Source organism: Paraburkholderia sp. A3BS-1L (genome assembly GCF_051125215.1).
Classification (GTDB): domain Bacteria; phylum Pseudomonadota; class Gammaproteobacteria; order Burkholderiales; family Burkholderiaceae; genus Paraburkholderia.
In genome coordinates, this window is record NZ_CP120442.1 from 1,179,362 (window position 1) to 1,200,651 (window position 21,290).

Sequence of the window (21,290 nt, forward strand, 5' to 3'; positions counted from 1 at the left end):
CGAAGGAAACATGACCGCTATCCAAAACTTCTTCAAGACGTTCTTCCTGACCGAGCTGCTCAAGGGGCTCGCGCTGACGGGTCGCTATGCCTTCAAGCGCAAGTTTACCGTGCAGTTTCCGGAAGAGAAGACTCCGATCTCCCCGCGCTTTCGTGGCCTGCATGCATTGCGGCGCTATGAAAACGGCGAAGAGCGCTGCATCGCGTGCAAGCTGTGCGAGGCCGTGTGTCCCGCGCTCGCGATCACAATCGAATCGGAAGTGCGCGCGGACAACACGCGCCGCACCACGCGCTACGACATCGACCTGACCAAGTGCATCTTCTGCGGCTTCTGCGAAGAGAGCTGCCCGGTCGACTCGATTGTCGAGACGCACATTCTCGAGTATCACGGCGAGAAGCGCGGCGATCTGTATTTCACGAAGGATATGCTGCTGGCCGTCGGCGACCGCTACGAAGCGCAGATCGCGGCGAACAAGGCAGCAGATGCACCGTACCGTTGATCTTCAGTTTGACGCTGTATCGGCCCGCAGTTCGGGTCCGCTGCGGGGAACGTGTGTGTCTGGGCAAAAGCCGGGCGCCGCAAAGCCGCAGCCCGGGAACCGCGGCGCGATGCCTTCTGGTCTGGCCGCCAGTTTGCGCTGCGCAATCCGCCTTACGATGGCCTCAACGATGAACCAGTAATCATGGAATTCACGACCGTCCTGTTCTACATCTTCGCGCTGCTGCTCACGCTATCAGGGCTGAAGGTGATCACCTCGCGCAATCCTGTCTCGTCCGCGCTCTTCCTCGTGCTCGCGTTCTTCAACGCGGCCGCGGTGTGGATGCTGCTCGAGGCCGAATTCCTCGCGATCCTGCTGGTGCTCGTCTACGTGGGCGCGGTGATGGTGCTGTTCCTGTTCGTGGTGATGATGCTGGACATCAACATCGACGTGCTGAGCCGCGACTTCAAGCGCTTCGTGCCGGTGGCGACCATCGTGGGAGCGATCATCGTGATCGAGACCGCGCTGATTCTGTGGCACGGCTATGGTGCGACCACCGCGCCGGTGCCGGATACCTCGGCCGCGGCCGCCGCATCGGTGTCGAATACGCACCTGATCGGCAAGATCATCTATACCGATTACATCTTCGCATTCGAAATTGCCGGCCTCGTGCTGCTCGTGGCGATCGTCGCGGCTATTTCGCTGACCGTGCGCGAGCCCAAGAACGCCAAGCGCCAGAACGTTTCGAAGCAGGTTAGCGTGCGTCGCCAGGACCGCGTGCGCCTCGTGAAGATGCCTGCGGTCAAGGAAGTTCCGGAAGTGGCCGAGGCGAGCGACGCCGAAGCGACCCCGGCCGCGACCGGCACCAAGAGCCAAGCGTAGAGGAGAGCATTATGTTGACCCTGGCCCATTACCTCGTCCTCGGCGCGATCCTCTTTGCGATCTCGATCGTCGGCATTTTTCTGAATCGGCGCAACGTCATCATCATCCTGATGGCGATCGAGCTGATGTTGTTAGCGGTGAACACCAATTTCGTCGCGTTTTCTCATTACCTAGGTGACGTTCACGGACAGATTTTCGTGTTCTTCGTGCTAACTGTTGCGGCAGCGGAAGCCGCAATTGGTCTGGCTATTCTTGTGACTCTGTTCCGCAGCCTCGACACGATCAATGTCGAGGACCTCGATCAGCTCAAAGGTTAAGGCAGGCTCTGTTTATGGCAACGACACTCAACGAAACCCTATTGCTGGCGATCCCGCTGGCGCCGCTCGCCGGTTCTCTCATTGCCGGGTTGTTCGGCAAAACGGTGGGGCGCGCGGGCGCGCATACGGTCACCATTCTCGGCGTCGCGATTGCTTTCGTGCTCTCGTGCATCACGTTCTTCGACGTGATGAACGGCGCGAGCTTCAACGCGACCATCTACGAATGGATGTCGGTGGGCGGCCTGAAGTTCGAAGTGGGCTTCCTGGTCGACTCGTTGACGGCGCTGATGATGATCGTCGTGACCTTCGTGTCGCTGATGGTGCATATCTACACGATCGGCTACATGGCGGAAGAAGAGGGCTACCAGCGCTTCTTCTCGTACATCGCGCTGTTCACGTTCTCGATGCTGATGCTCGTGATGAGCAACAACTTCCTGCAGCTGTTCTTCGGCTGGGAAGCGGTGGGCCTCGTCTCGTACCTGCTGATCGGCTTCTACTTCAAGCGTGAAAGCGCCATCTACGCGAACATGAAGGCGTTCCTCGTGAACCGCGTGGGCGACTTCGGCTTCCTGCTGGGCATCGGCCTGCTGCTCGCGTACGGCGGCTCGCTCAATTACAACGACGTGTTCGCGAAGGGCCACGAAATTGCCGCGCTGACGTTCCCGGGCACCTCGTGGAACCTGCTCACGGTCTCGTGCATCTGCCTGTTCGTCGGCGCGATGGGCAAGTCGGCGCAGTTCCCGCTGCACGTCTGGCTGCCTGACTCGATGGAAGGCCCGACGCCGATCTCGGCGCTGATCCACGCCGCCACCATGGTGACGGCCGGCATCTTCATGGTCGCGCGCATGTCGCCGCTGTTCGAACTGTCGGACGCCGCGCTTTCGTTCATCGTCGTGATCGGTTCGATTACCGCGCTCTTCATGGGCTTCCTCGGCATCGTGCAGCACGACATCAAGCGCGTGGTCGCTTACTCCACGCTCTCGCAGCTCGGCTACATGACCGTGGCGCTCGGCGTGTCGGCGTATCCCGTCGCGATGTTCCACCTGATGACGCACGCGTTCTTCAAGGCGCTGCTGTTCCTCGGCGCGGGCTCGGTCATCATCGGCATGCACCACGACCAGGACATGCGCAACATGGGCGGCCTGCGCAAGTACATGCCCATTACGTGGATCACTTCGCTCATCGGCTCGCTCGCGCTGATCGGCACGCCGTTCTTCTCGGGCTTCTATTCGAAGGACTCGATCATCGAGGCGGTGAAGGCTTCGCACCTTGCGGGCTCGGGCATCGCCTATTTCGCGGTGGTCGCGAGCGTGTTCGTGACGGCGCTGTACTCGTTCCGCATGTACTTCCTCGTGTTCCACGGTGAAGAGCGCTTCCGTAATCCGAAGCATCCCGATTCGCCGATGGGCGCCGAAGCTGCAGTGCATGGTCACGGCAACGGCCATGGCCACGACGATCACCACGTTCACGTGCCGCACGAGTCGCCGTGGGTGATCTGGGTGCCGCTGGTCCTGCTCGCAATCCCGTCGGTGATCGCCGGCGCCTATGCGATTCAACCGCTGCTGTTCGGCGACTTCTTCGCGCACGGCGTGGCGTTCCAGAAAGTCATCTTCATTGGCGAAAATCACCCGGCGCTTGCTGAGATGGGTGAAGAATTCCATGGCTGGGTCGCGATGGGCGCGCACGCGTTCTCGGGTCTGCCAGTGTGGCTTGCACTCGCGGGTGTGATCGTGGCCTGGTTCTTCTACATGAAGCGCCCGGATCTGCCGGCCGTCGTGTCGCGCATGTTCTCGCCGGTGTACAAGCTGCTGACGAATGCGTATTACCTGGACAAGATCAACGAAGTCGTCTTCGCTCGCGGAGCGGTCGCTATCGGTCGAGGGCTGTGGAAGGAAGGCGATGTCGTCGTGATCGACGGCGTCGTGAATGGGAGCGCCAAGTTTATCGGCTGGTTTGCATCGGTCATTCGTTTCCTGCAATCCGGCTATATCTACCACTACGCATTTGCCATGATCATTGGCATGCTTGGCCTCCTTACTCTGTTTGTAACGCTCGGCGGCAAATAAGAAGGCGAGGAAAAAAACGCATGCACGCAACTCCGATTCTCAGTATTGCGATCTGGATGCCGATCGTTTTCGGCATCATCGTTCTTATAGTGGGTTCCCTTCGGAGCTCGAGCGCGGACCGCTGGCTCGCGCTCATCGGTTCGGTGCTTAGTTTCCTCGTCACCCTTCCGCTCGTTTCGGGCTTCGACACGACCACGGCTGCACTCCAGTTCGAGGAGAAGTCGGTCTGGATCGAGCGGTTCAATATTTCGTATCACCTCGGCATCGACGGCATTTCATTGTGGCTCGTGGTGCTGACTGCGCTTATCACAGTGATCGTTGTGATCGCGGGCTGGCAAGTGATCCAGAAGAACGTCGCGCAGTATTACGCCGCGTTCCTCATCTTGTCGGGGTTGATGGTTGGCGTCTTCTGCGCCGCCGACGGTCTGCTGTTCTACGTGTTCTTCGAGGCCACGCTCATTCCGATGTACATCATCATCGGCGTGTGGGGCGGTCCGAACCGCGTGTACGCGGCGTTCAAGTTCTTTCTCTATACGCTGGCCGGCTCGCTGCTGATGCTGATCGCGTTGCTGTACCTCTACCGCGAGACGGGGACGTTCGATCTTGCTACGTGGCAGGGCGCGAAGCTTGCAATGACGCCGCAGATCCTGCTGTTCATCGCGTTCTTCTTCGCGTTCGCGGTCAAGGTGCCGATGTGGCCGGTCCACACGTGGTTGCCGGATGCGCACGTCGAGGCCCCCACGGGTGGCTCGGTGGTGCTGGCCGCCATCATGCTGAAGCTCGGCGCGTACGGTTTCCTGCGTTTCTCGCTGCCGGTCACGCCTGATGCGAGTCACTATCTGGCGCCGGTAATCATCACGCTGTCGCTGATCGCCGTGATCTACATTGGTCTCGTGGCGATCGTGCAGTCGGATATGAAGAAGCTGGTTGCGTACTCGTCGATCGCGCACATGGGCTTCGTCACGCTCGGCTTCTTTATGTTCGGCCCGTCGAGCCAACTGGCGATGGAAGGCGCAATCGTCCAGATGATCTCGCACGGCTTCGTCTCGGGCGCGATGTTCCTTTGCATTGGCGTGCTGTATGACCGCATGCACACGCGCGACATTGCCGATTACGGCGGCGTCGTCAACACGATGCCGAAATTCGCGGCGCTGGCCATGCTGTTCGCGATGGCCAACTGCGGCCTGCCGGGCACCTCGGGATTCGTCGGCGAATTCATGGTGATTCTGGCGGCAGTGAAGTTCAACTTCTGGATCGCTTTCGGGGCGGCGTTCACGCTGATCCTGGGTGCGGCCTATACGTTGTGGCTGTACAAGCGGGTGTACTTCGGCGCCGTCGCGAACGACCATGTTCGCGAGCTGAAGGACATCAGCAGCCGTGAATACCTGATTCTCGGGGTGCTCGCGCTGCTCACGCTTTTCATGGGCGTCTACCCGAAGCCCTTTACCGATGTGATGCACGTTTCCGTGGAAAACCTCCTCTCCCACGTCGCAGCGTCGAAGCTGCCGCTGTCACAGTAATACGAGCGGAGGAACAAAAGATCATGCCAAACGCCCCTATGAACGCTCTGCTACCCGACGCGCTGGTCATGGCCGGTGTCGTCGTTGCGTGGCTCAACGACACGTTCACCGGTCCTTCGGGCCGGCGCACGACCTATTTCATCGCGCTGCTGACGACCGTGATCGCCGGCATCTGGTTCGCGGTGAACGCGTTCGATCCGCACGTGTATTACTACTTCACGCGGATGTACGTGGTGGACGCGTTCGCCAGCGCCATGAAGTCGGTGGTCACGCTCGGCTACGCGGTCACGATCGTGTACTCGCGCAAGTACCTCGAAGACCGCGACATGTTCCGGGGCGAGTTCTTCCTGCTCGGCATGTTCTCGTTGCTTGGCCAGATCGTGATGATCTCGGGCAACAACTTCCTCACGCTGTACCTCGGCCTCGAGCTGATGTCGCTGTCGCTCTACGCGGTTATCGCGCTGCGCCGTAACGCGACGCAGTCGAATGAAGCGGCCATGAAGTACTACGTGCTGGGCGCGCTCGCGTCAGGCTTCCTGCTCTACGGCATCTCGATGCTGTATGGTGCGACCGGCTCGCTCGACCTCGGCGACGTGTTCAAGGCGGTTGCCTCGGGCCACATCAACGACATCGTGCTGCTGTTTGGCGTGGTGTTCATCGTCGCGGGCGTGGCGTTCAAGATGGGCGCGGTGCCGTTCCACATGTGGGTGCCCGATGTCTATCAAGGCGCGCCTACGGCCATGACGCTGCTCACCGGTGGCGGCCCGAAGGTCGCGGCGTTCGCGTGGGCCGTGCGCTTCCTCGTCATGGGTCTGCTGCCGCTGGCCGTGGACTGGCAGGAAATGCTGATCATTCTGGCGGCGCTCTCGATGATCGTCGGCAACATCACGGGTATCGTCCAGCGCAATGTCAAGCGCATGCTGGCTTACTCGGCGATCTCGAACATGGGCTTCGTGCTGCTCGGCCTGCTGGCCGGCATCGTCGACAACAAGGCGACCGGGGCGGCCAGTGCGTACAGCTCGGCGATGTTCTACAGCATCGTCTATCTGATCACGACGCTTGGCGCGTTCGGCATCATCATGCTGCTGGCCCGACGCGATTTCGAGGCTGAAACGCTCGACGACCTCAAGGGTCTGAACCAGCGCAGCCCGGTGTTTGCGTTCGTCATGATGCTCATGATGTTCTCGCTCGCCGGCATCCCGCCGACGGTCGGCTTCTACGCGAAGCTTGCCGTGCTCGAAGCGACCATGAATGCGGGCCTGACCTGGCTTGCCGTGCTCGCGGTCATTACGTCGCTGTTCGGCGCGTTCTACTACCTGCGCATCGTCAAGCTGATGTACTTCGACACGCCGCAGGACACCGCGCCGATCGAGAGCCATGTCTGCAATCGCGCGCTGCTCACGCTCAATGGCGTGGCGGTGCTGGTGCTCGGCATTGTCCCCGGACCGCTGATGTCGCTCTGCCTGCGGGCCGTCTCGCATACGCTGCCTCTGTAATGTCGGCAGCAGGGTGGTTTATTGTGTTGTTGGCGCTCGCGGGCGCCAACCTGCCGTTTCTCAATCAGCGATTGTTCGGTATGGTGCCGTTGCGCGCGCAGAAGAAAAGCGTGTGGATTCGCATTGCCGAAATGATCGTGCTGTATTTTGTGGTTGGCGCGTTCGGCTTCATGCTGGAGGCGCGCGCCGGCAACCGCTTTGACCAGGGCTGGCAGTTCTACGCCATCACGTTCAGTCTGTTTGTCGTGTTCGCGTTCCCCGGCTTCACCTGGCAATATCTCGTCAAACGCCGCCCGGCGTAATGCGTGCTCCTCGTCCCGCACGAGGAGCACGCCATTCGATCACATTGCGATCACATTGCGGTTTCCCGCGATTTATCCGTACAAGCGCTTCCCAGAGGTTGAACATGGCTGCTGAACATCATAAGCACGACCCGGCGCTCGCCGAGACGTGTGTGGAAAGCACGACGCTCCACGCGGGCAAATTCCTTACGCTCAAGTGCGACACGGTTGCTTTGCCCGACGGCAAGCATGCGACGCGCGAGTATGTCCAGCATCCGGGCGCCGTCATGGTGATCCCGCTTTTCGACGATGGCCGCGTGCTGATGGAGCGCCAATATCGGTATCCGCTTTCGCGGGTGATGACCGAATTCCCGGCCGGCAAGCTCGATCCGCAGGAAGGCGCGCTTGCCTGCGCGATCCGCGAGCTCAAGGAAGAGACGGGCTACGCGGCGCGCGAGTATGTCTATCTCGCGCAGATTCATCCCGTGATTTCGTACTCGACTGAATTCATCGACATCTATCTTGCGCGCGGTTTGACCGCGGGCGAGGCCAAGCTCGACGACGGCGAGTTTCTCGAGACATTCACGGCAACGCTGCCCGAACTGCTCGAATGGGTGCGGACCGGCAAGATCACCGATGTGAAGACAATCATCGGCACGTTCTGGCTCGAAAAGGCGCTGTCGGGCGCCTGGCCGCTCGGGCAGCCTGAGCGGGGCTGAGCTTCGCGCGCTGCTGGCGGCGGCTGCACGCCAATCCATTGAATACGGCGGCCTTCGCTTTTCGAAGGCCGCCGTATTCATATCAGCCAGGCTTTTTTGCGCTGAGCGCACCGTGCTGGGCGGCGCTACAATCACCGGCAAACCGGCCGTTCGGTACCGAGGGGATAGTGAATACCCTGGGAAAAAATTTACGAACGATCGTTCACAAATGTACGTTTTGAGCTACACTCAACGCAAGCCTCGATTCTCATGAAGGTCCTCGATTTACAGTGCCCAGACGGCCATCGGTTTGAAGGCTGGTTCGCTTCCGCTGACGACTTCGAGTCGCAGCTTTCGCGCAAGCTGGTTGAATGTCCGATGTGCGGCGCCACCAATGTAAGCCGCGTGCCGTCCGCACCCCGACTGAATCTGTCGGGCGCGAACGCGGCATCGTCCGCTGCAGGCCAGGCGCCACAGTCCGCTCAAGCGGCACAGGCGGCGCAATGGCAGGCGCATGCGATGCGCGTGATGCGCGAGGTCCTGGAGAAGACGGAGAATGTAGGCGACCGTTTCGTCGAGGAGGCGCGGCGCATTCACTACAACGAAGCGCCGGCGCGCAACATCCGCGGGGTGGCATCAGCGGAAGATGCGCAAGCTCTCGTCGAAGAAGGCATCGATGTGATGCCGCTGCCGGTTCCGGCCGCGTTGAAGGGCCCGCTGCAATAAGGTGATGCGGGTCTTCGCCGTGGCTTGGGGTGTATTCCCCACCGTCCGCGGCCAGGAGACAACCCGCATGGATCTCGACTACACCCCCACCGACGACGCATTTCGCGCCGAAGTCCGCGCCTGGCTCGAGGCCAATCTGCCTCAAGCCGTGCGCGAAAAAGTACTCAATCACAAGCGCCTCAGCCGCGACGACATCGCCAACTGGCACAAGCTGCTCGGTCAGCGCGGCTGGTCGGTGCCAGCGTGGCCAGCCGAATATGGCGGCCCGGGCTGGAACGAAACGCAGCGCCACATCTGGGACGAGGAATGCGGCCGAATTGGCGCGCCGATGGTCCTGCCATTCGGTGTCTCGATGGTCGCGCCCGTGCTCATGAAGTACGGTAACGACGCGCAAAAGCGACGCTATCTGCCGCGCATTCTCTCCGGCGAAGACTGGTGGTGCCAGGGCTATTCCGAACCCGGCTCGGGCTCGGATCTGGCCTCTTTGCGCACGCGTGCTGTTCGCGAGGGCGACCACTACGTCGTGAATGGTCAGAAGACCTGGACCACGCTCGGCCAGCACGCCGACATGATCTTCTGCCTCGTGCGTACAGATCCCGCCGCGAAGAAGCAGGAGGGCATCTCGTTTCTGCTCATCGACATGAAGACGCCCGGCATCACCGTGCGCCCGATCATCATGCTCGATGAAGACCATGAGGTGAACGAAGTATTCTTCGAAGACGTGAAAGTCCCGGTCGAGAATCTCGTTGGCGAAGAGAACCGCGGCTGGACCTATGCGAAATATCTGCTTGGCCATGAGCGAACGGGCATCGCGCGCGTGGGCGCGTCAAAGCGCGAACTCGCGTTCCTCAAACGTGTCGCGCTGGAGCAGAAGAAGCACGGCAAGCCGTTGCTGCACGATCCGGTTTTCGCGGCGCGCGTGGCCGCCGTCGAAATCGAGTTGATGGGGCTCGAAGTGACCGCCGAGCGTGTGATCGCGAGCAGCGGCCATGGTCGGGGCCCTGGGCCCGAGGCGTCGATGCTCAAGATCAAGGGCACCGAAATCCAGCAGGCGCTCACCGAGTTGATGGTCGATGCGGTCGGTCCGCTGGCCGCGCCGTTCGATCCGGCGTTCCTCGAGGGCGAGCGTGCACACGCGGCCGGCGGCGACGATGATGCAGCACCGCTCGCGGCTTACTACTTCAACTATCGCAAGACGTCGATTTACGGCGGGTCGAACGAAATCCAGAAGAACATCATCGCGCAGATGATTCTGGGGATTTGAGGAGCGGCGCAATGGACTTCAATTTCACCGAAGAGCAACAGCAACTTGCCGACGCGCTGCGTCGCTATCTCGACAAGAATTACGGCTTCGAAGCGCGCCAGGCGATCGTGAAGACGCCTGAGGGCGTTTCGGCTGCGCACTGGAACGCGTTCGTCGAACTTGGCCTCACGGCGCTGCCGGTGCCGGCGGAGCAGGGCGGTTTCGACGGTTCGCCGTTCGACATGCTCGTGGTCATGCAGGAACTGGGCCGTGCGCTCGTGATCGAGCCGTACTGGGCGACTGCCGTGGGCATCGAGGCGCTCAAGCTTACGAGCGCGGAAAATGCGCAAAACGCGCAACTGCTGGAGCGCGCGGCGGCCGGCGAGATCAAGCTCGCTGCGGCATTTCATGAACCCGATGCGCGCTATGACCTGTTTGCTCTCGGCACGCTCGCAAAGGAAACCGGCGACGGCTTTACGCTCACGGGCAGCAAGTCGGTCGTGCAGCACGGCGCGCAAGCCAACTACTGGATCGTGCCGGCCCGCCTCGCGGGCGAAGTCGCGCTGTTCGTGGTGCGGCGCGATGAGAAGGGCGTCGAGGTGAGCGACTATCGCACGATCGACGGCCAGCGCGCTGCGACGCTCAAATTCGACGGCGCGAGCGCGAGCCGCCTTGCTGGCGCGGGCGCGGCCACGTGGGAGAGAATTGCCGATTACGCAACCTTCCTGCTGTGCGCGGAAGCCGTTGGCGCCATCGACGCCCTCAATCATGCGACCGTCGAGTACACGAAGACGCGCCAGCAGTTTGGCGTGCCGATCGCGCGTTTCCAGGCGCTCCAGCACCGCATGGCCGAGATGCTGATCCATGGCGAGCAGGCGCGCTCGCTCACGTATCTGGCGGCTGCGCGTTACAGTAGCGCTTCGGCTGACGAGCGGCGCCGCGCGATTTCGGCAGCCAAGGTTCGCGTCGGGCAGGCGGCGCGCTACGTCGGCCAGCAGGCCGTGCAGTTGCATGGCGGCATGGGTGTGACCAACGAAGTCGCGGCAGCGCATTTGTTCAAGCGCCTCACGATCATCGAGACCACGCTCGGTGACGTCGATCACCATCTCGAACGTTTTGCTTCGCTGCCTGGGTTTGCGCAGGCGGCCGCTTGAGGTTCAATGCGCGCGTGCGGGTAAGGCGTTATGAAGCGCGTCGAAATGCAACATGAAACGGAGAGGCATCGATGGGAGTGAGTTACGAAGATCTCGAAGTGGGCAAGGCGTATGAAGTCGGCTCGCATACGTTCGGGCGCGAGGAGATCGTGCAGTTCGCGCAGCAATTCGACCCGCAGCCGTTTCATTTGAGCGAGGCGGCCGGCGAGGCGTCGCACTTCGGCGGCCTTGTCGCGAGTGGCTGGCACACGTGCTCGGTCATGATGGGCCTGCTCGTGCGCAACTTCCTCGAGGGCTCGACGTCGATGGGCTCGCCTGGAATCGACGAGATCCGCTGGATCAAACCGGTGCGCGTCGGCGACACGATTACGTTGACCAACAACATCGTGAGCAAGCGCGTTTCTCAAAGCAAGCCGGATCGCGGGATCGTCGAGACACGCTGGGAAGGCCGTAATCAGCACGGCGAGATCGTCGTGACGGTGAGTTCGAAGGGGCTGTTCGGGCTGGCCCATCCGGGGCTGGCCCATCCGGGAGATGCATCTTGAGCACGGTGACTGCGGTGGAAATCGCCGACGTCGCGGCCTTGCGCGCGCTCGTGGGTGCGCAGCCGCTCCTGAGCGACTGGCGCACGGTGAGCGAGGTGAGCGTGCTGGGCTTCGCCGACGCGACCGACGATCATCAGTGGATTCATGTCGACGCGGAGCGTGCGCGCCGCGAATCGCCATTCGGCGGGCCGATCGCCCATGGCTTTCTCACGCTCTCGCTCGTGCCGGCGCTGCTCGCGGAGACGGTCCCGATGCGTCAGCGCATGGGCGTGAACTATGGGCTCAACCGGGTGCGCTTCACGTCGCCGGTGCCCGTGGGCGCGCGGGTGCGGGCGCGTATTGGCGTGAAAGAGGTGAGCGATGTCGAGGGCGGCGGTGCCCAAGTCGTCTGGGACATCGCCATCGAATGCGAGGGCAGCGAGCGGCCCGCGTGCGTGGCCGAATTCATCACACGGCATTACTTCTGAATTACTGAGCGCGCGTGTCCATTTGCGCACGCTCGGAATGAACAAGGGGCGCCCGGCCACAAGCCGCGCGCCCCTTGTTCGTTTTGGCTTGTGCCGATCGTCAGGCTGCTTTCGAGCCGTGCTTCGCGTACTGCGTCGCGCCAAACAGGATCTCTCGCGCCTTGTCGTCCGTGAGCGCCTTGCGGGCGTTCGCCAGCACTTCGACGCCGCGCTGGACCGCAGGGCGCGCCGCGATGGTCTCATGCCAGCGCTTCACGTTGGGCAGCGCGTCGAGATCGATGCCCTGGTTTTGCCACGAGCGCGTCCACGGGAACGCGGCGATATCGGCGATGGTGTAATCATCGCCGGCCAGATATTCGGATTTTTCCAGCTGCGTTTCCATCACGTTGTAGAGGCGCCGGGCCTCGTTCGTGTAGCGGTTCACAGCGTACTCGATTTTCTCGGGCGCATAGATGCGGAAGTGGTGTGCCTGGCCGAGCATGGGCCCGAGGCCGCCCATCTGGAACATCACCCATTGCAGCACGTCGTAGCGGGCCGCGAGGTCTTCAGGCATGAACTTGCCGGTTTTCGCGGCCAGATAGATCAGGATCGCGCCCGACTCGAACAGCGAAAACGGCTTGCCGTCGGCGCGCACGGGGCCCTCGGAATCCGTGATGGCAGGGATTTTATTGTTCGGGCTGATTTCGAGGAACTCGGGCTTGAACTGGTCGCCGGCTCCGATATCGATGGGATGCACGCGATACTCGAGGCCGGTCTCCTCGAGCATGATATGGACTTTGTGGCCGTTGGGCGTGGCCCAGCTGTAGACATCGATCATCGTGGCTCCTTGGCACCTGGACGAAGGCGTCGCCAGACTTGCGCGGCGCGTGGACTGGCGCAAATTAGCATAGATCGGCGGGCCGCGCAGAGGGCGCATGAGCGCCCCTGCTGCGCTTGTGGGCTTGATCTTGCTTGCGGACCAGAAGCGGGCTTCGGGCCTCGATCGTCTATGAACGCGTGATCGGCATCTCCACACGCGAAGCCGCCGCCGGATCGGTGTAGCGCGCGAGCTCGAGCCTGGCAATGGCGTTGCGGTGCACCTCGTCGGGGCCATCGGCGAAACGCAGCGTGCGCGCGTGTGCGTAGGCATAAGCGAGCGGGAAGTCGCCGCTCACACCGCCACCGCCATGCACCTGGATGGCCCAGTCGAGCACCTGGCAGGCCATGTTCGGCGCGACTACCTTGATCATCGCGATTTCTCCGCGCGCGCCCTTGTTGCCCACCGTGTCCATCATGTACGCGGTCTTGAGCGTGAGCAGGCGCGCCTGCTCGATCATGCAGCGGGCCTCGGCGATACGCTCCTGAGTGACCGTCTGCTGCGCGATAGTCTTGCCGAACGCAGTGCGCGAGAGCGCGCGCTGCGCCATGAATTCGATTGCGCGCTCGGCAACGCCGATCAGGCGCATGCAATGGTGGATGCGGCCCGGCCCGAGTCGCCCTTGTGCGATTTCGAAGCCGCGGCCTTCGCCCAGCAGGATGTTCGATGCCGGCACGCGCACGTTCTCGAGCGTGATTTCCATGTGTCCGTGCGGCGCGTCGTCGTAGCCGAACACGGTGAGCGGACGTCTGACCGTGATGCCGGCCGTGTCGGACGGCACGAGTATCATCGATTGCTGCGCGTGGCGCGGCGCATCGGGATTGGTCTTGCCCATCACGATATACACCGCGCAGCGCGGATCGCCGGCGCCCGAGGACCACCATTTCGTGCCGTTGATCACGTAGTGGTCGCCGTCACGGTCGATGCGCGTCTGGATGTTGGTCGCATCCGACGAAGCCACCTCGGGCTCCGTCATCAGGAAGGCCGAGCGAATCTGGCCTTCCAGCAGCGGCGTTAGCCACTGGCGCTTGTGTTCCTCGGTGCCGTAGCGCTCGATGGTCTCCATGTTGCCGGTGTCGGGCGCGTTGCAATTGAATACCTCGGGCGCCCAGATCACGCGGCCCATGATCTCGCACAGCGGCGCATATTCGAGGTTGGTGAGCCCCGCGCCGCGTGTCGAATCGGGCAGGAACAGATTCCAGAGGCCGGCCTCGCGCGCCTTCAGCTTGAGTTGCTCGACGATCTGTGTGGGTATCCAGGCATCGCCGTTCGCGCGATTGCGCTCGACTTCCTCGTGATAGACGGTCTCGTTCGGGTAGATGTGTTCGTCGAAGAACGCGAGCAGTTTCTCGCGCAGCGCCTGCACTTTCGGGGAATAGTCGAAATTCATCCGTGACCTCGCAAATAGGGAGCACCGCGTAAGGATCGAGTGCTGATGGAATGCCGATCGAATCGATGGGAGGCGAAGCGGCGCTAGCGCACCTTTTGCGCGTATTGCCACGCGAGCTCGGCCATGGGCCTTGCGCGTCGCGCTGCGTCGGCGGCCTGGGCGCTCGCGGCCGTGCCTTCGACTACGCGCTTCATGATCCCCTGGAGGATGGCCGCGATACGGAACATGTTGTAGGCGAGATAGAAGTTCCAGTCGCCGCGAATCTCGAGGCCCGTACGTTCGCAATAGCGCTGTACGTAATGCTGCTCGTCGGGAATGCCGAGCGCTTGCCAGTCTAGCCCGCCGATGCCGCGGAACTGGCCCGGTTCCACATGCCAGGCCATACAGTGATACGAAAAGTCGGCGAGCGGGTCGCCGAGCGTCGAGAGTTCCCAGTCGAGCACCGCGAGCACGCGCGGCTCGGTGGGGTGGAAGATCAGGTTGTCGAGCCGGTAGTCGCCATGCACGACCGAAACGCGCGCCCCCGTGTCGTCGGGCAGATGCTGCGGCAGCCATTCGATCAGCCGGTTCATTGCGTCAATCGGCTCGGTTTGCGAAGCCTGGTACTGGCGGCTCCAGCGGTCGATCTGGCGTGCGAAGTAATTGCCGGGCTTGCCATAATCGGCAAGTCCGATGGCGTTGGGATTCACGTTGTGGAGCGCGGCGATCACGCGGTTCATCTCGGCGTAGATCTCGCCGCGCTGCTCGCGCGTCATGCCGGGCAGCGCCTGGTCCCACAGGACACGGCCCTCGACGAACTCCATGACGTAGAACGCCCGGCCGATCACGGCTTCGTCCTCGCAGAGCGCGAGCATCTTCGCGACGGGGACGTCGGTGGCGCCGAGCGCGGCCATCACGCGATACTCGCGCTCGATTGCGTGCGCCGAAGGCAGTAGCTTCGCCTTCGGTGCGGGCTTCGCGCGCATCACGTAGCTGCGCTTTGCCGTGACGAGCTTGAACGTGGGGTTCGACTGGCCGCCGGCGAACTGCTCGACCGAGAGCGGTCCATCGAAGCCGTCGACGTGCGCGGCGAGCCAGGCGGTCAGCGCCCCGGTGTCGAAACGCTGACGCTCGGCAACGGCGCGCGTGCCTTCGAACGCCGAAAAGTCGGTCGAGTCGCTGGCGGTTGTCTTGCCTGCATTCGGGGTGGCTTGTGCCATGTTCGTCTCCCTTCTCGTCGAGCCGCGTCGAAGCGTTACAGGCGCGACGATTCGCTTATCGCTTGTACACCGGTTGCCGCTTTTCGAGGAACGCGGTGATGCCTTCGAGCCCGTCGCGGTGATGCAGCGAAGTCACGAAGCTCTCGCGTTCCGCAATGAGGTGGTCGTCGAGCGACTGCATGTCCGCTGCGCTCGTCAGCCCCTTGATACGGGCGACCGCGTTCGGCGAGATCTTCGCGAGATCGTCTGCCCAGGCGAGCGCCGTATCGAGCGCCTTCTGCGGTTTTGCGACGCGGTTCACGACGCCCAGGTCCGCGAGGCGCGATGCGCCGATGGGCTTGCCTTCGACCATCAACTCGAAGGCAAGCGCGCGCGGCAGCGCACGCGCGAGGAACCATGAGCCGCCGCCGTCCGGCGTGAGGCCCACGCGCGAGTAGGCCATGACGAATTTTGCGTCGTCGGCGGCGACCAGCAAGTCGGCTGCGAGCGCCAGCGAGAAGCCCGCGCCCGCAGCCGCGCCTTCGACCGCGGCGATCACCAGCTTGCTCGACTGGCGCATGGCCGTGACCCATTGCGCGAGCATGTCGATGCTGGCGGCTTGCACGGAAGGATCCTTGGCGCGGTTTTCGAGCAGACGGTTCAGGTTGCCGCCCGCGCAAAAGAAGTTGTCGGCGCCCGTGATAACGATCGCGCGCAGCGAGTTGTCGCGTTCGGCCGCATCGAATGCTTCGATGGCGGCGGCGTACATGTCTGGATGCAGCGCGTTGCGCGCGCCGGGGTTCGACAGCGTCAGCACGAGTGTGGATTCGTGGTCGTGCGGGCGAGTGCTGCGAAGTTCTGCGCTCATTGCTGTGCCTCGTTTGTTGTGTTGATGTCTGCCGCGTCGGGTTGCGTGAGAGCAAGACCGAGCTGCGCGCGGCGCGCGAGCCACGGCGATGGGCGATAGCGCGGGTCGCCGAGCACGGCGTGAATGTTGTTCAGGATGGTGAGGATCGTGCGTGCGCCCAGTGTGTCGCCGAGTGCGAGCGGCCCCTGCGGGTAGCCGAGGCCGAGCGTGACAGCCAGGTCGATATCGTGCGGCGACGCGATTTGCTTCTGTGCGATGTCGCAGCCGATATTCACGATCGTCGCGACGATGCGCTGCGCGACGAAGCCCGTGGAATCGTGGATCACCGTGACCGGTACGCCGTCGGCGGCGAAGAGCGCATGGCCCGCATCGCGTGCTGCGCGCGTGGTGGCGGGCGTCGTCATCAGCGTGCGGCGCTTCGCGCTGGCGATTGGGAACAGCGTGTCGATGGCGATGACGCGGCTTGCGTCGAGTTGCTCTTCGAGTGCAGCGGTGGTGGCGTCGAGGCCGAGCGGCGCGACCACGATGAGCGAGTCGGCGCCGGGCGCGTCGCCTTCGTCGATGGCGACGCCCGCCTGGGCGGCAAGCGCGAGCACGGCCTCGCGCGCTGCAGCATTGCGGCGGCTCACCCAGACGCGCGCGGGCAGCGTCGTGGGCGCGGCGGGTTCTTCGGGCACTTGCTGCTTGCCATCGACATAACGATAGAAGCCCTCACCGCTCTTGCGCCCAACGAGCCCGCCCGCGAGGCGCACGCCGGTGATGGGCGAAGGCGTGAAGCGCGGCTCCTCGTAGAACTGGTGATAGATCGACTCCATCACCGGATGCGAGACATCGAGCGCGGTCAAGTCCAGCAGTTCGAACGGCCCGAGTCGAAAGCCGGCCTGCTCGCGCATGATGCGGTCGATATCGGCGAAGCTGGCCACGCCTTCGCCGGCCACGCGCAAGCCCTCGGTGTTCATGCCGCGGCCCGCGTGATTGACGATGAAGCCCGGCATGTCCTTCGCGCGCACGGGCGTGTGGCCCATGCGGCGCGCGAGCGCCATGAGGGCGTCGCCGGCGGCGGGGTCGCTGCGCAGACCGTCGATGACCTCGACGACCTTCATCAGCGGCACGGGGTTGAAGAAGTGATAGCCCGCGACGCGCGAGGGATCGCCGCAGGCAGCGGCGATCGCCGTGATCGACAGCGACGACGTGTTCGAAACGAGCAGGCACTTGCCGCTCACCACGGTTTCGAGTTCGCGGAATAGGACGCGCTTGGCGTCCAGGTTCTCGACGATCGCTTCGACCACCAGATCGCAGCCCGCAAGGCCGTCGATCGTGTTCACGCCCGTGATGCGCGCGAGCGCGGCGTTGGCATCGGTCTCGCTGAGCTTGCCTTTTGTAGCGAGTTTCGCGAAGGTATCGGCGAGATACGCGCTCGCTGCGGCGACCGCCTGCGCATTGGTATCGTAGAGGCGCACCGCGAGGCCCGCCTGCGCGGCAATCTGGGCGATGCCGCGGCCCATTGCGCCGGTGCCGACGATGCCAATTGTCTCAATGTTGAAATGATGGGAAGTCATTGGAAGCCTGGCTCCATGATTGGCCTAGAATAGCACGGTCGTACAATTTAACGAAAACGATTCAGCGGGTTCAAGACGGACGCCGCTGCCTTCAAGGGGGCAATGAGAATGATCAAGCTGCATGGTTTTGCGCTGTCGAACTACTACAACAAGGTCAAGTTCGTGATGCTCGAGTATGGCATCGCGTTCGAGGAAGTGACGGCGAAACTCCCGCTTGCCGAGGCGCAATTGGCGCAGTCGCCCACGGGCAAGGTGCCGTTCGTGGAGACCGAGCACGGCTTTCTGTGCGAGTCGGAAGTGATCGTCGAATATCTGGCGGCTTGCTATCCCGAGAAGCGCATTTTCTCCGCCGATCCATGGGCGGCGGCAAAGGAGCGTGAGCTCATTGCCGTGATCGAGACGCATCTGGAACTCTCGGTGCGCGAACTCTATGCTGAAGCATTCTTTGGCGGGGCGGTGAGCGCGGACGTCAAGGCGAGCGTCGAGAAGCGCCTGAACCGTTATATCGCGAGCTTCAAGCGGCTCGCGAAGTTCGCGCCTTATGTGTGCGGGGAGCAGTTCGGGATCGTGGACATTGTGGCGTTCGCGAGCTTGCCGCTTGTCGCGATGGCGACGCAGAAAATTTACGGTCGCGACCTTCTCGCCGAAGCCGGCGTGGACTGGAAGTCCTACCTGAAGCGCGTGGGCGAGCGGCCTGCGGCCCAGCGCGTGGCTGCCGAGCGCAAGGCCTATATCGAAGCCAATGCGTAAGCTTGGCGCTTGCATGGCATAGGCGGCTCGGCAGGCGGCTTTGCGGCGCGGTACAGCGTGCGGGAGTGCGCGCCGCCTTGCGCGATGCTCGGGAACGCCTTGCCGTTCGCGGATGCATCGCGCGTCGCCGGGCTTCAGAGCCGAACGAGGCGTTCGAGCGCGGTCGCGAGCGTGCTTTCCTGCTTGGCGAAGCAAAAGCGCACGACGCCCGATTCGTGCGGCTCCTGATAGAACGCCGACACCGGAATGGCCGCCACGCCAATTTCGGCCGTGAGCCACTTCGAGAATTCGGCTTCGGGCAGGTCGCTGATTGCCGAATAGTCCACGCATTGAAAGTACGTGCCCTGGCACGGCAGCAGCTTGAAGCGCGAGTTCGCGAGACCGGCGCGGAAGAAGTCGCGTTTGTTCTGATAGAAAGCGGGCAGTTCCAGATACGGCTTTGGGTCGCGCAGGTATTGCGCGAGACCGACCTGCATCGGCGTGTTCACGGTGAACACGTTGAATTGATGCACCTTGCGGAATTCGGCGGTGAGCGGCGCCGGCGCGGCCACGTAGCCGACCTTCCAGCCCGTCACGTGAAAAGTCTTGCCGAAGCTCGACACGATGAAGCTGCGCGCCGCGAGTTCCGGATAGCGCGCGACGCTCTCGTGCGGCTGGCCGTCGTAGACCATGTGTTCGTAGACTTCGTCGGAGAGAATCAGCACATTGGTGCCGCGCACGATCTCTTCGAGCTTGCGCATGTCCTCGGCGCGCCACACGGTCCCTGTGGGGTTGTGCGGGGTGTTGATGAGGATGAGGCGCGTCTTTGGCGTTATGGCCGCAGCGAGGCGGTCGAACGGAATCGCATAGTCGGGCGCTTCGAGCGTCACGAACACGGGCTTGCCGCCCGCCAGTTCGATCGACGGCAGGTAGCTGTCGTAGGTCGGCTCCACCACGATGACCTCGTCGCCGGGATGCACCGCGCACAGGATCGCCGTGAGCAGCGCCTGGGTGGCGCCCGCCGTCACGGTGATTTCAGTGTTGGCGTCGTAGCGATGACCGTAGATATTCGCTACCTTCTCCGCGATGGCTTCGCGCAGCACGGCCATGCCGGCCATCGGCGGGTACTGGTTGTGGCCGTCGCGCATGGCCTGCGCGACGGCGTCGACGATGCGCGAATCGCAGTCGAAATCGGGAAAGCCCTGGCCCAGGTTCACCGCGCCCTTTTCTGCGGCGAGCGCGCTCATCACCGTGAAGATCGTCGTGCCGACGTCGGGCAGGCGGGAGGGGAAAGAGGGCGAGAGCAGCGAGGTTTGCGACGGATTTTGCGAGGGATGCGATGCGTTCATGGCGCGGGCGGATGGAAGACGGTGGAACGGGAAAACTCGATTGTAGGCAAATCGGTCGGGCCGCGAACGGTCGGGGCGTGAGTGGCTGATCCGCTGGTCATACGCCAGCCCAGGCCGCCGAGGTTTCGGCGACAAAGGCATCGGGTGTGCCGATGCGAAAGCCGAAATCGCGCGCGATACGCTTCGCGAGCTTGAGCACCGCTCGGTCTTTCGATACGAGCCACACAGCGCCGCTGGCCCGGGCAAGCTCCAGGAACTTCTGATCGTCGCGATCGCGGCATTGGGGTAGCGCACGGGCGTCGGCGGGCAGCGCTGGCGGCGCGATCTGCCGCACGAGCGTCGCCAGCGTGGCGAGCGCGGCCGCCTTGTCCGTGCCGCGCGCCTGGAATTGCGGATAGTCGAGCACGTGCGCAAGCTCGGCATGGCAACGTGCGTCGATCAGCGCGTCGAGCGCGCCACGTTCGAGCGCGGCGCGAATGGGGCGCGTATGCGGATCGTCGAACACGAGAATGTCGAGCCACACATTCGAATCGAGCACCACGGCGAGCGGATCTTGCGCTGCCGTGGCGGGGGATGGGGCGGGGGAGCTGTCTGAGGGCGTAAAACCGGTCATTCGTGAATTCGCTACAATCGGGCTTTCGCCTTTGAACATCGGCACGCTCGTGCCTGCAAGCCTCTATGATAATCGTTCTGTCGCCGGCCAAATCGCTCGACTATGACACGCCGGCGCACATCGAAACACACACCATCCCTGATTTCGTCGACGACGCAGCCGAGCTGATCGATGGCCTGCGCCGTCTTTCGCCGCAGCAGATCGGCTCGCTCATGAGCATCTCGGATCCGCTCGCCAGCCTGAACTTCCAGCGCTACGCCGACTGGTCGAAGCACTTTAGCGAGGCCAACGCGAAGCAGGCCGTGCTCGCGTTCAACGGCGACGTGTACGAAGGCTTCGACGCGAAATCGCTCACTCATGCCGATCTCGATTACGCCCAGCAGCACGTGCGCGTGCTGTCGGGCCTGTACGGCGTGCTGCGTCCGCTCGACCTGCTGCAGCCTTATCGGCTGGAGATGGGCACACGCTTCGAGAATGCGCGCGGCAAGGACCTTTACGCGTTCTGGGGCGAGCGCATCACGCACGCGCTCAACGCGCAGTTCGAGCTCAATCAGAAAAAAGCGAAGAAAGGTGCGCGCGTGCTGGTGAACTGCGCATCGACCGAGTACTTCAAGGCCGTCAAGCCAAAGGCGCTCGCGGCGCCCATCATCACGCCGGTGTTTGAAGACTGGAAGGGCGGCCGCTACAAGATCATCAGCTTCCACGCGAAGCGTGCGCGCGGGCTGATGGCGCGCTATGCGGTCGAGAACCGCTTAGCCGAGCCCGAGGCGCTCAAGGCCTTCGATATGGAAGGTTATGCATTCGATGCTGCGGCATCGAACGATTCGACGTATGTGTTCCGCCGGCGTCTGGCCGATTGAGCGGCCGGATTGCCG

Annotated in this window: 22 protein-coding genes; 15 read left to right on the forward strand and 7 right to left on the reverse strand. The window is 62.9% G+C overall.

The window, feature by feature from the left end:
- The first annotated feature begins 10 nt into the window (after nucleotides 1–10).
- From nuoI to P5W99_RS05375, 13 genes are all read left to right on the forward strand, one after another.
- On the forward strand, nucleotides 11–499 hold the full coding sequence (gene nuoI / locus P5W99_RS05315; protein WP_035534411.1) for an NADH-quinone oxidoreductase subunit NuoI: 489 nt from the start codon (nucleotides 11–13) through the stop codon (nucleotides 497–499).
- Nucleotides 500–682: 183 nt separating this feature from the next.
- Nucleotides 683–1,360 (forward strand): NADH-quinone oxidoreductase subunit J, encoded by a 678-nt coding sequence (locus P5W99_RS05320; RefSeq protein WP_421079224.1) that lies wholly within the window; start codon nucleotides 683–685, stop codon nucleotides 1,358–1,360.
- Between the two features lie 11 nt (nucleotides 1,361–1,371).
- The gene (gene nuoK, locus P5W99_RS05325; RefSeq protein ID WP_006052894.1) at nucleotides 1,372–1,677 is read left to right on the forward strand and encodes an NADH-quinone oxidoreductase subunit NuoK; all 306 of its coding nucleotides are present in this window, start codon (nucleotides 1,372–1,374) and stop codon (nucleotides 1,675–1,677) included.
- 14 nt (nucleotides 1,678–1,691) lie between these two features.
- A complete protein-coding gene (nuoL, locus tag P5W99_RS05330; protein ID WP_421079225.1) occupies nucleotides 1,692–3,743 on the forward strand; it encodes an NADH-quinone oxidoreductase subunit L in 2,052 nt (683 codons plus the stop codon).
- Between the two features lie 20 nt (nucleotides 3,744–3,763).
- Entirely contained in the window at nucleotides 3,764–5,263 is a 1,500-nt protein-coding gene (locus P5W99_RS05335) for an NADH-quinone oxidoreductase subunit M (RefSeq protein WP_421023563.1), read from the forward strand.
- Between the two features lie 23 nt (nucleotides 5,264–5,286).
- Nucleotides 5,287–6,759: an NADH-quinone oxidoreductase subunit NuoN gene (nuoN, locus tag P5W99_RS05340; RefSeq protein ID WP_434662142.1), complete on the forward strand. Its 1,473-nt coding sequence runs from the start codon at nucleotides 5,287–5,289 to the stop codon at nucleotides 6,757–6,759.
- Entirely contained in the window at nucleotides 6,759–7,061 is a 303-nt protein-coding gene (locus P5W99_RS05345) for a DUF2818 family protein (protein ID WP_421044081.1), read from the forward strand. The genes nuoN and P5W99_RS05345 overlap by 1 nt, the downstream gene beginning before the upstream one ends.
- 104 nt (nucleotides 7,062–7,165) lie before the next feature.
- Complete coding sequence (locus tag P5W99_RS05350) at nucleotides 7,166–7,759, forward strand: NUDIX domain-containing protein (protein ID WP_421044080.1); 594 nt, start codon at nucleotides 7,166–7,168, stop codon at nucleotides 7,757–7,759.
- A 249-nt stretch (nucleotides 7,760–8,008) separates the two neighbouring features.
- A complete protein-coding gene (locus P5W99_RS05355) occupies nucleotides 8,009–8,464 on the forward strand; it encodes a DUF1178 family protein (RefSeq protein WP_421079227.1) in 456 nt (151 codons plus the stop codon).
- A gap of 67 nt (nucleotides 8,465–8,531) precedes the next feature.
- Nucleotides 8,532–9,728, forward strand: a complete 1,197-nt coding sequence (locus tag P5W99_RS05360) for an acyl-CoA dehydrogenase family protein (RefSeq protein ID WP_421023567.1) — start codon at nucleotides 8,532–8,534, stop codon at nucleotides 9,726–9,728.
- An 11-nt stretch (nucleotides 9,729–9,739) separates the two neighbouring features.
- Nucleotides 9,740–10,861 carry an acyl-CoA dehydrogenase family protein gene (locus tag P5W99_RS05365; protein ID WP_421079229.1) on the forward strand — a complete coding sequence of 374 codons (1,122 nt, stop codon included), beginning with the start codon at nucleotides 9,740–9,742 and terminating at the stop codon, nucleotides 10,859–10,861.
- Between the two features lie 71 nt (nucleotides 10,862–10,932).
- Entirely contained in the window at nucleotides 10,933–11,406 is a 474-nt protein-coding gene (locus P5W99_RS05370; protein WP_421023569.1) for a MaoC family dehydratase, read from the forward strand.
- Nucleotides 11,403–11,873, forward strand: a complete 471-nt coding sequence (locus P5W99_RS05375) for a MaoC family dehydratase (protein ID WP_421079231.1) — start codon at nucleotides 11,403–11,405, stop codon at nucleotides 11,871–11,873. The genes P5W99_RS05370 and P5W99_RS05375 overlap by 4 nt, the downstream gene beginning before the upstream one ends.
- A 100-nt stretch (nucleotides 11,874–11,973) precedes the next feature.
- Here P5W99_RS05375 and P5W99_RS05380 read toward each other — a convergent pair whose 3' ends face one another.
- From P5W99_RS05380 to P5W99_RS05400, 5 genes are all read right to left on the reverse strand, one after another.
- Nucleotides 11,974–12,690, reverse strand: coding sequence for a glutathione binding-like protein (locus P5W99_RS05380; RefSeq protein ID WP_421044075.1), 717 nt, complete (start codon nucleotides 12,688–12,690; stop codon nucleotides 11,974–11,976).
- A gap of 169 nt (nucleotides 12,691–12,859) precedes the next feature.
- Nucleotides 12,860–14,119: an acyl-CoA dehydrogenase family protein gene (locus P5W99_RS05385; RefSeq protein WP_421079232.1), complete on the reverse strand. Its 1,260-nt coding sequence runs from the start codon at nucleotides 14,117–14,119 to the stop codon at nucleotides 12,860–12,862.
- A gap of 83 nt (nucleotides 14,120–14,202) precedes the next feature.
- Nucleotides 14,203–15,318 (reverse strand): phosphotransferase, encoded by a 1,116-nt coding sequence (locus P5W99_RS05390; protein ID WP_421079233.1) that lies wholly within the window; start codon nucleotides 15,316–15,318, stop codon nucleotides 14,203–14,205.
- 55 nt (nucleotides 15,319–15,373) lie between these two features.
- Entirely contained in the window at nucleotides 15,374–16,165 is a 792-nt protein-coding gene (locus P5W99_RS05395; protein ID WP_421023573.1) for an oxepin-CoA hydrolase, alternative type, read from the reverse strand.
- Nucleotides 16,162–17,724, reverse strand: coding sequence for a 3-hydroxyacyl-CoA dehydrogenase (locus tag P5W99_RS05400; RefSeq protein ID WP_421079234.1), 1,563 nt, complete (start codon nucleotides 17,722–17,724; stop codon nucleotides 16,162–16,164). The genes P5W99_RS05395 and P5W99_RS05400 overlap by 4 nt, the downstream gene beginning before the upstream one ends.
- A gap of 108 nt (nucleotides 17,725–17,832) precedes the next feature.
- Here P5W99_RS05400 and P5W99_RS05405 point away from each other — a divergent pair, with 108 nt between their 5' ends.
- Complete coding sequence (locus P5W99_RS05405; RefSeq protein WP_421079235.1) at nucleotides 17,833–18,474, forward strand: glutathione S-transferase; 642 nt, start codon at nucleotides 17,833–17,835, stop codon at nucleotides 18,472–18,474.
- A gap of 134 nt (nucleotides 18,475–18,608) precedes the next feature.
- On the opposite strand, the gene P5W99_RS05410 is transcribed toward P5W99_RS05405, so the two are convergent.
- Together P5W99_RS05410 and P5W99_RS05415 are read right to left on the reverse strand one after the other, a co-directional pair.
- Nucleotides 18,609–19,802, reverse strand: coding sequence for a pyridoxal phosphate-dependent aminotransferase (locus P5W99_RS05410; RefSeq protein ID WP_421023576.1), 1,194 nt, complete (start codon nucleotides 19,800–19,802; stop codon nucleotides 18,609–18,611).
- Nucleotides 19,803–19,899: 97 nt separating this feature from the next.
- Entirely contained in the window at nucleotides 19,900–20,415 is a 516-nt protein-coding gene (locus tag P5W99_RS05415; protein WP_434662147.1) for a putative toxin-antitoxin system toxin component, PIN family, read from the reverse strand.
- Nucleotides 20,416–20,480: 65 nt separating this feature from the next.
- On the opposite strand from P5W99_RS05415, the gene yaaA reads away from it, so the two are divergent.
- Nucleotides 20,481–21,275 carry a peroxide stress protein YaaA gene (gene yaaA / locus P5W99_RS05420; RefSeq protein ID WP_421023578.1) on the forward strand — a complete coding sequence of 265 codons (795 nt, stop codon included), beginning with the start codon at nucleotides 20,481–20,483 and terminating at the stop codon, nucleotides 21,273–21,275.
- Nucleotides 21,276–21,290: the final 15 nt, after the last annotated feature.

Excerpts from the sequence above, each read along its gene's own strand:
- nuoI (WP_035534411.1), top strand. The coding sequence starts at position 11 with ATGACCGCTATCCAAAACTTCTTCAAGACGTTCTTCCTGACCGAGCTG.
- P5W99_RS05320 (WP_421079224.1), top strand. The coding sequence starts at position 683 with ATGGAATTCACGACCGTCCTGTTCTACATCTTCGCGCTGCTGCTCACG.
- nuoK (WP_006052894.1), top strand. The coding sequence starts at position 1,372 with ATGTTGACCCTGGCCCATTACCTCGTCCTCGGCGCGATCCTCTTTGCG.
- nuoL (WP_421079225.1), top strand. The coding sequence starts at position 1,692 with ATGGCAACGACACTCAACGAAACCCTATTGCTGGCGATCCCGCTGGCG.
- P5W99_RS05335 (WP_421023563.1), top strand. The coding sequence starts at position 3,764 with ATGCACGCAACTCCGATTCTCAGTATTGCGATCTGGATGCCGATCGTT.
- nuoN (WP_434662142.1), top strand. The coding sequence starts at position 5,287 with ATGCCAAACGCCCCTATGAACGCTCTGCTACCCGACGCGCTGGTCATG.
- P5W99_RS05345 (WP_421044081.1), top strand. The coding sequence starts at position 6,759 with ATGTCGGCAGCAGGGTGGTTTATTGTGTTGTTGGCGCTCGCGGGCGCC.
- P5W99_RS05350 (WP_421044080.1), top strand. The coding sequence starts at position 7,166 with ATGGCTGCTGAACATCATAAGCACGACCCGGCGCTCGCCGAGACGTGT.
- P5W99_RS05355 (WP_421079227.1), top strand. The coding sequence starts at position 8,009 with ATGAAGGTCCTCGATTTACAGTGCCCAGACGGCCATCGGTTTGAAGGC.
- P5W99_RS05360 (WP_421023567.1), top strand. The coding sequence starts at position 8,532 with ATGGATCTCGACTACACCCCCACCGACGACGCATTTCGCGCCGAAGTC.
- P5W99_RS05365 (WP_421079229.1), top strand. The coding sequence starts at position 9,740 with ATGGACTTCAATTTCACCGAAGAGCAACAGCAACTTGCCGACGCGCTG.
- P5W99_RS05370 (WP_421023569.1), top strand. The coding sequence starts at position 10,933 with ATGGGAGTGAGTTACGAAGATCTCGAAGTGGGCAAGGCGTATGAAGTC.
- P5W99_RS05380 (WP_421044075.1), bottom strand. The coding sequence starts at position 12,690 with ATGATCGATGTCTACAGCTGGGCCACGCCCAACGGCCACAAAGTCCAT.
- P5W99_RS05385 (WP_421079232.1), bottom strand. The coding sequence starts at position 14,119 with ATGAATTTCGACTATTCCCCGAAAGTGCAGGCGCTGCGCGAGAAACTG.
- P5W99_RS05390 (WP_421079233.1), bottom strand. The coding sequence starts at position 15,318 with ATGGCACAAGCCACCCCGAATGCAGGCAAGACAACCGCCAGCGACTCG.
- P5W99_RS05395 (WP_421023573.1), bottom strand. The coding sequence starts at position 16,165 with ATGAGCGCAGAACTTCGCAGCACTCGCCCGCACGACCACGAATCCACA.
- P5W99_RS05400 (WP_421079234.1), bottom strand. The coding sequence starts at position 17,724 with ATGACTTCCCATCATTTCAACATTGAGACAATTGGCATCGTCGGCACC.
- P5W99_RS05405 (WP_421079235.1), top strand. The coding sequence starts at position 17,833 with ATGATCAAGCTGCATGGTTTTGCGCTGTCGAACTACTACAACAAGGTC.
- P5W99_RS05410 (WP_421023576.1), bottom strand. The coding sequence starts at position 19,802 with ATGAACGCATCGCATCCCTCGCAAAATCCGTCGCAAACCTCGCTGCTC.
- P5W99_RS05415 (WP_434662147.1), bottom strand. The coding sequence starts at position 20,415 with ATGACCGGTTTTACGCCCTCAGACAGCTCCCCCGCCCCATCCCCCGCC.
- yaaA (WP_421023578.1), top strand. The coding sequence starts at position 20,481 with ATGATAATCGTTCTGTCGCCGGCCAAATCGCTCGACTATGACACGCCG.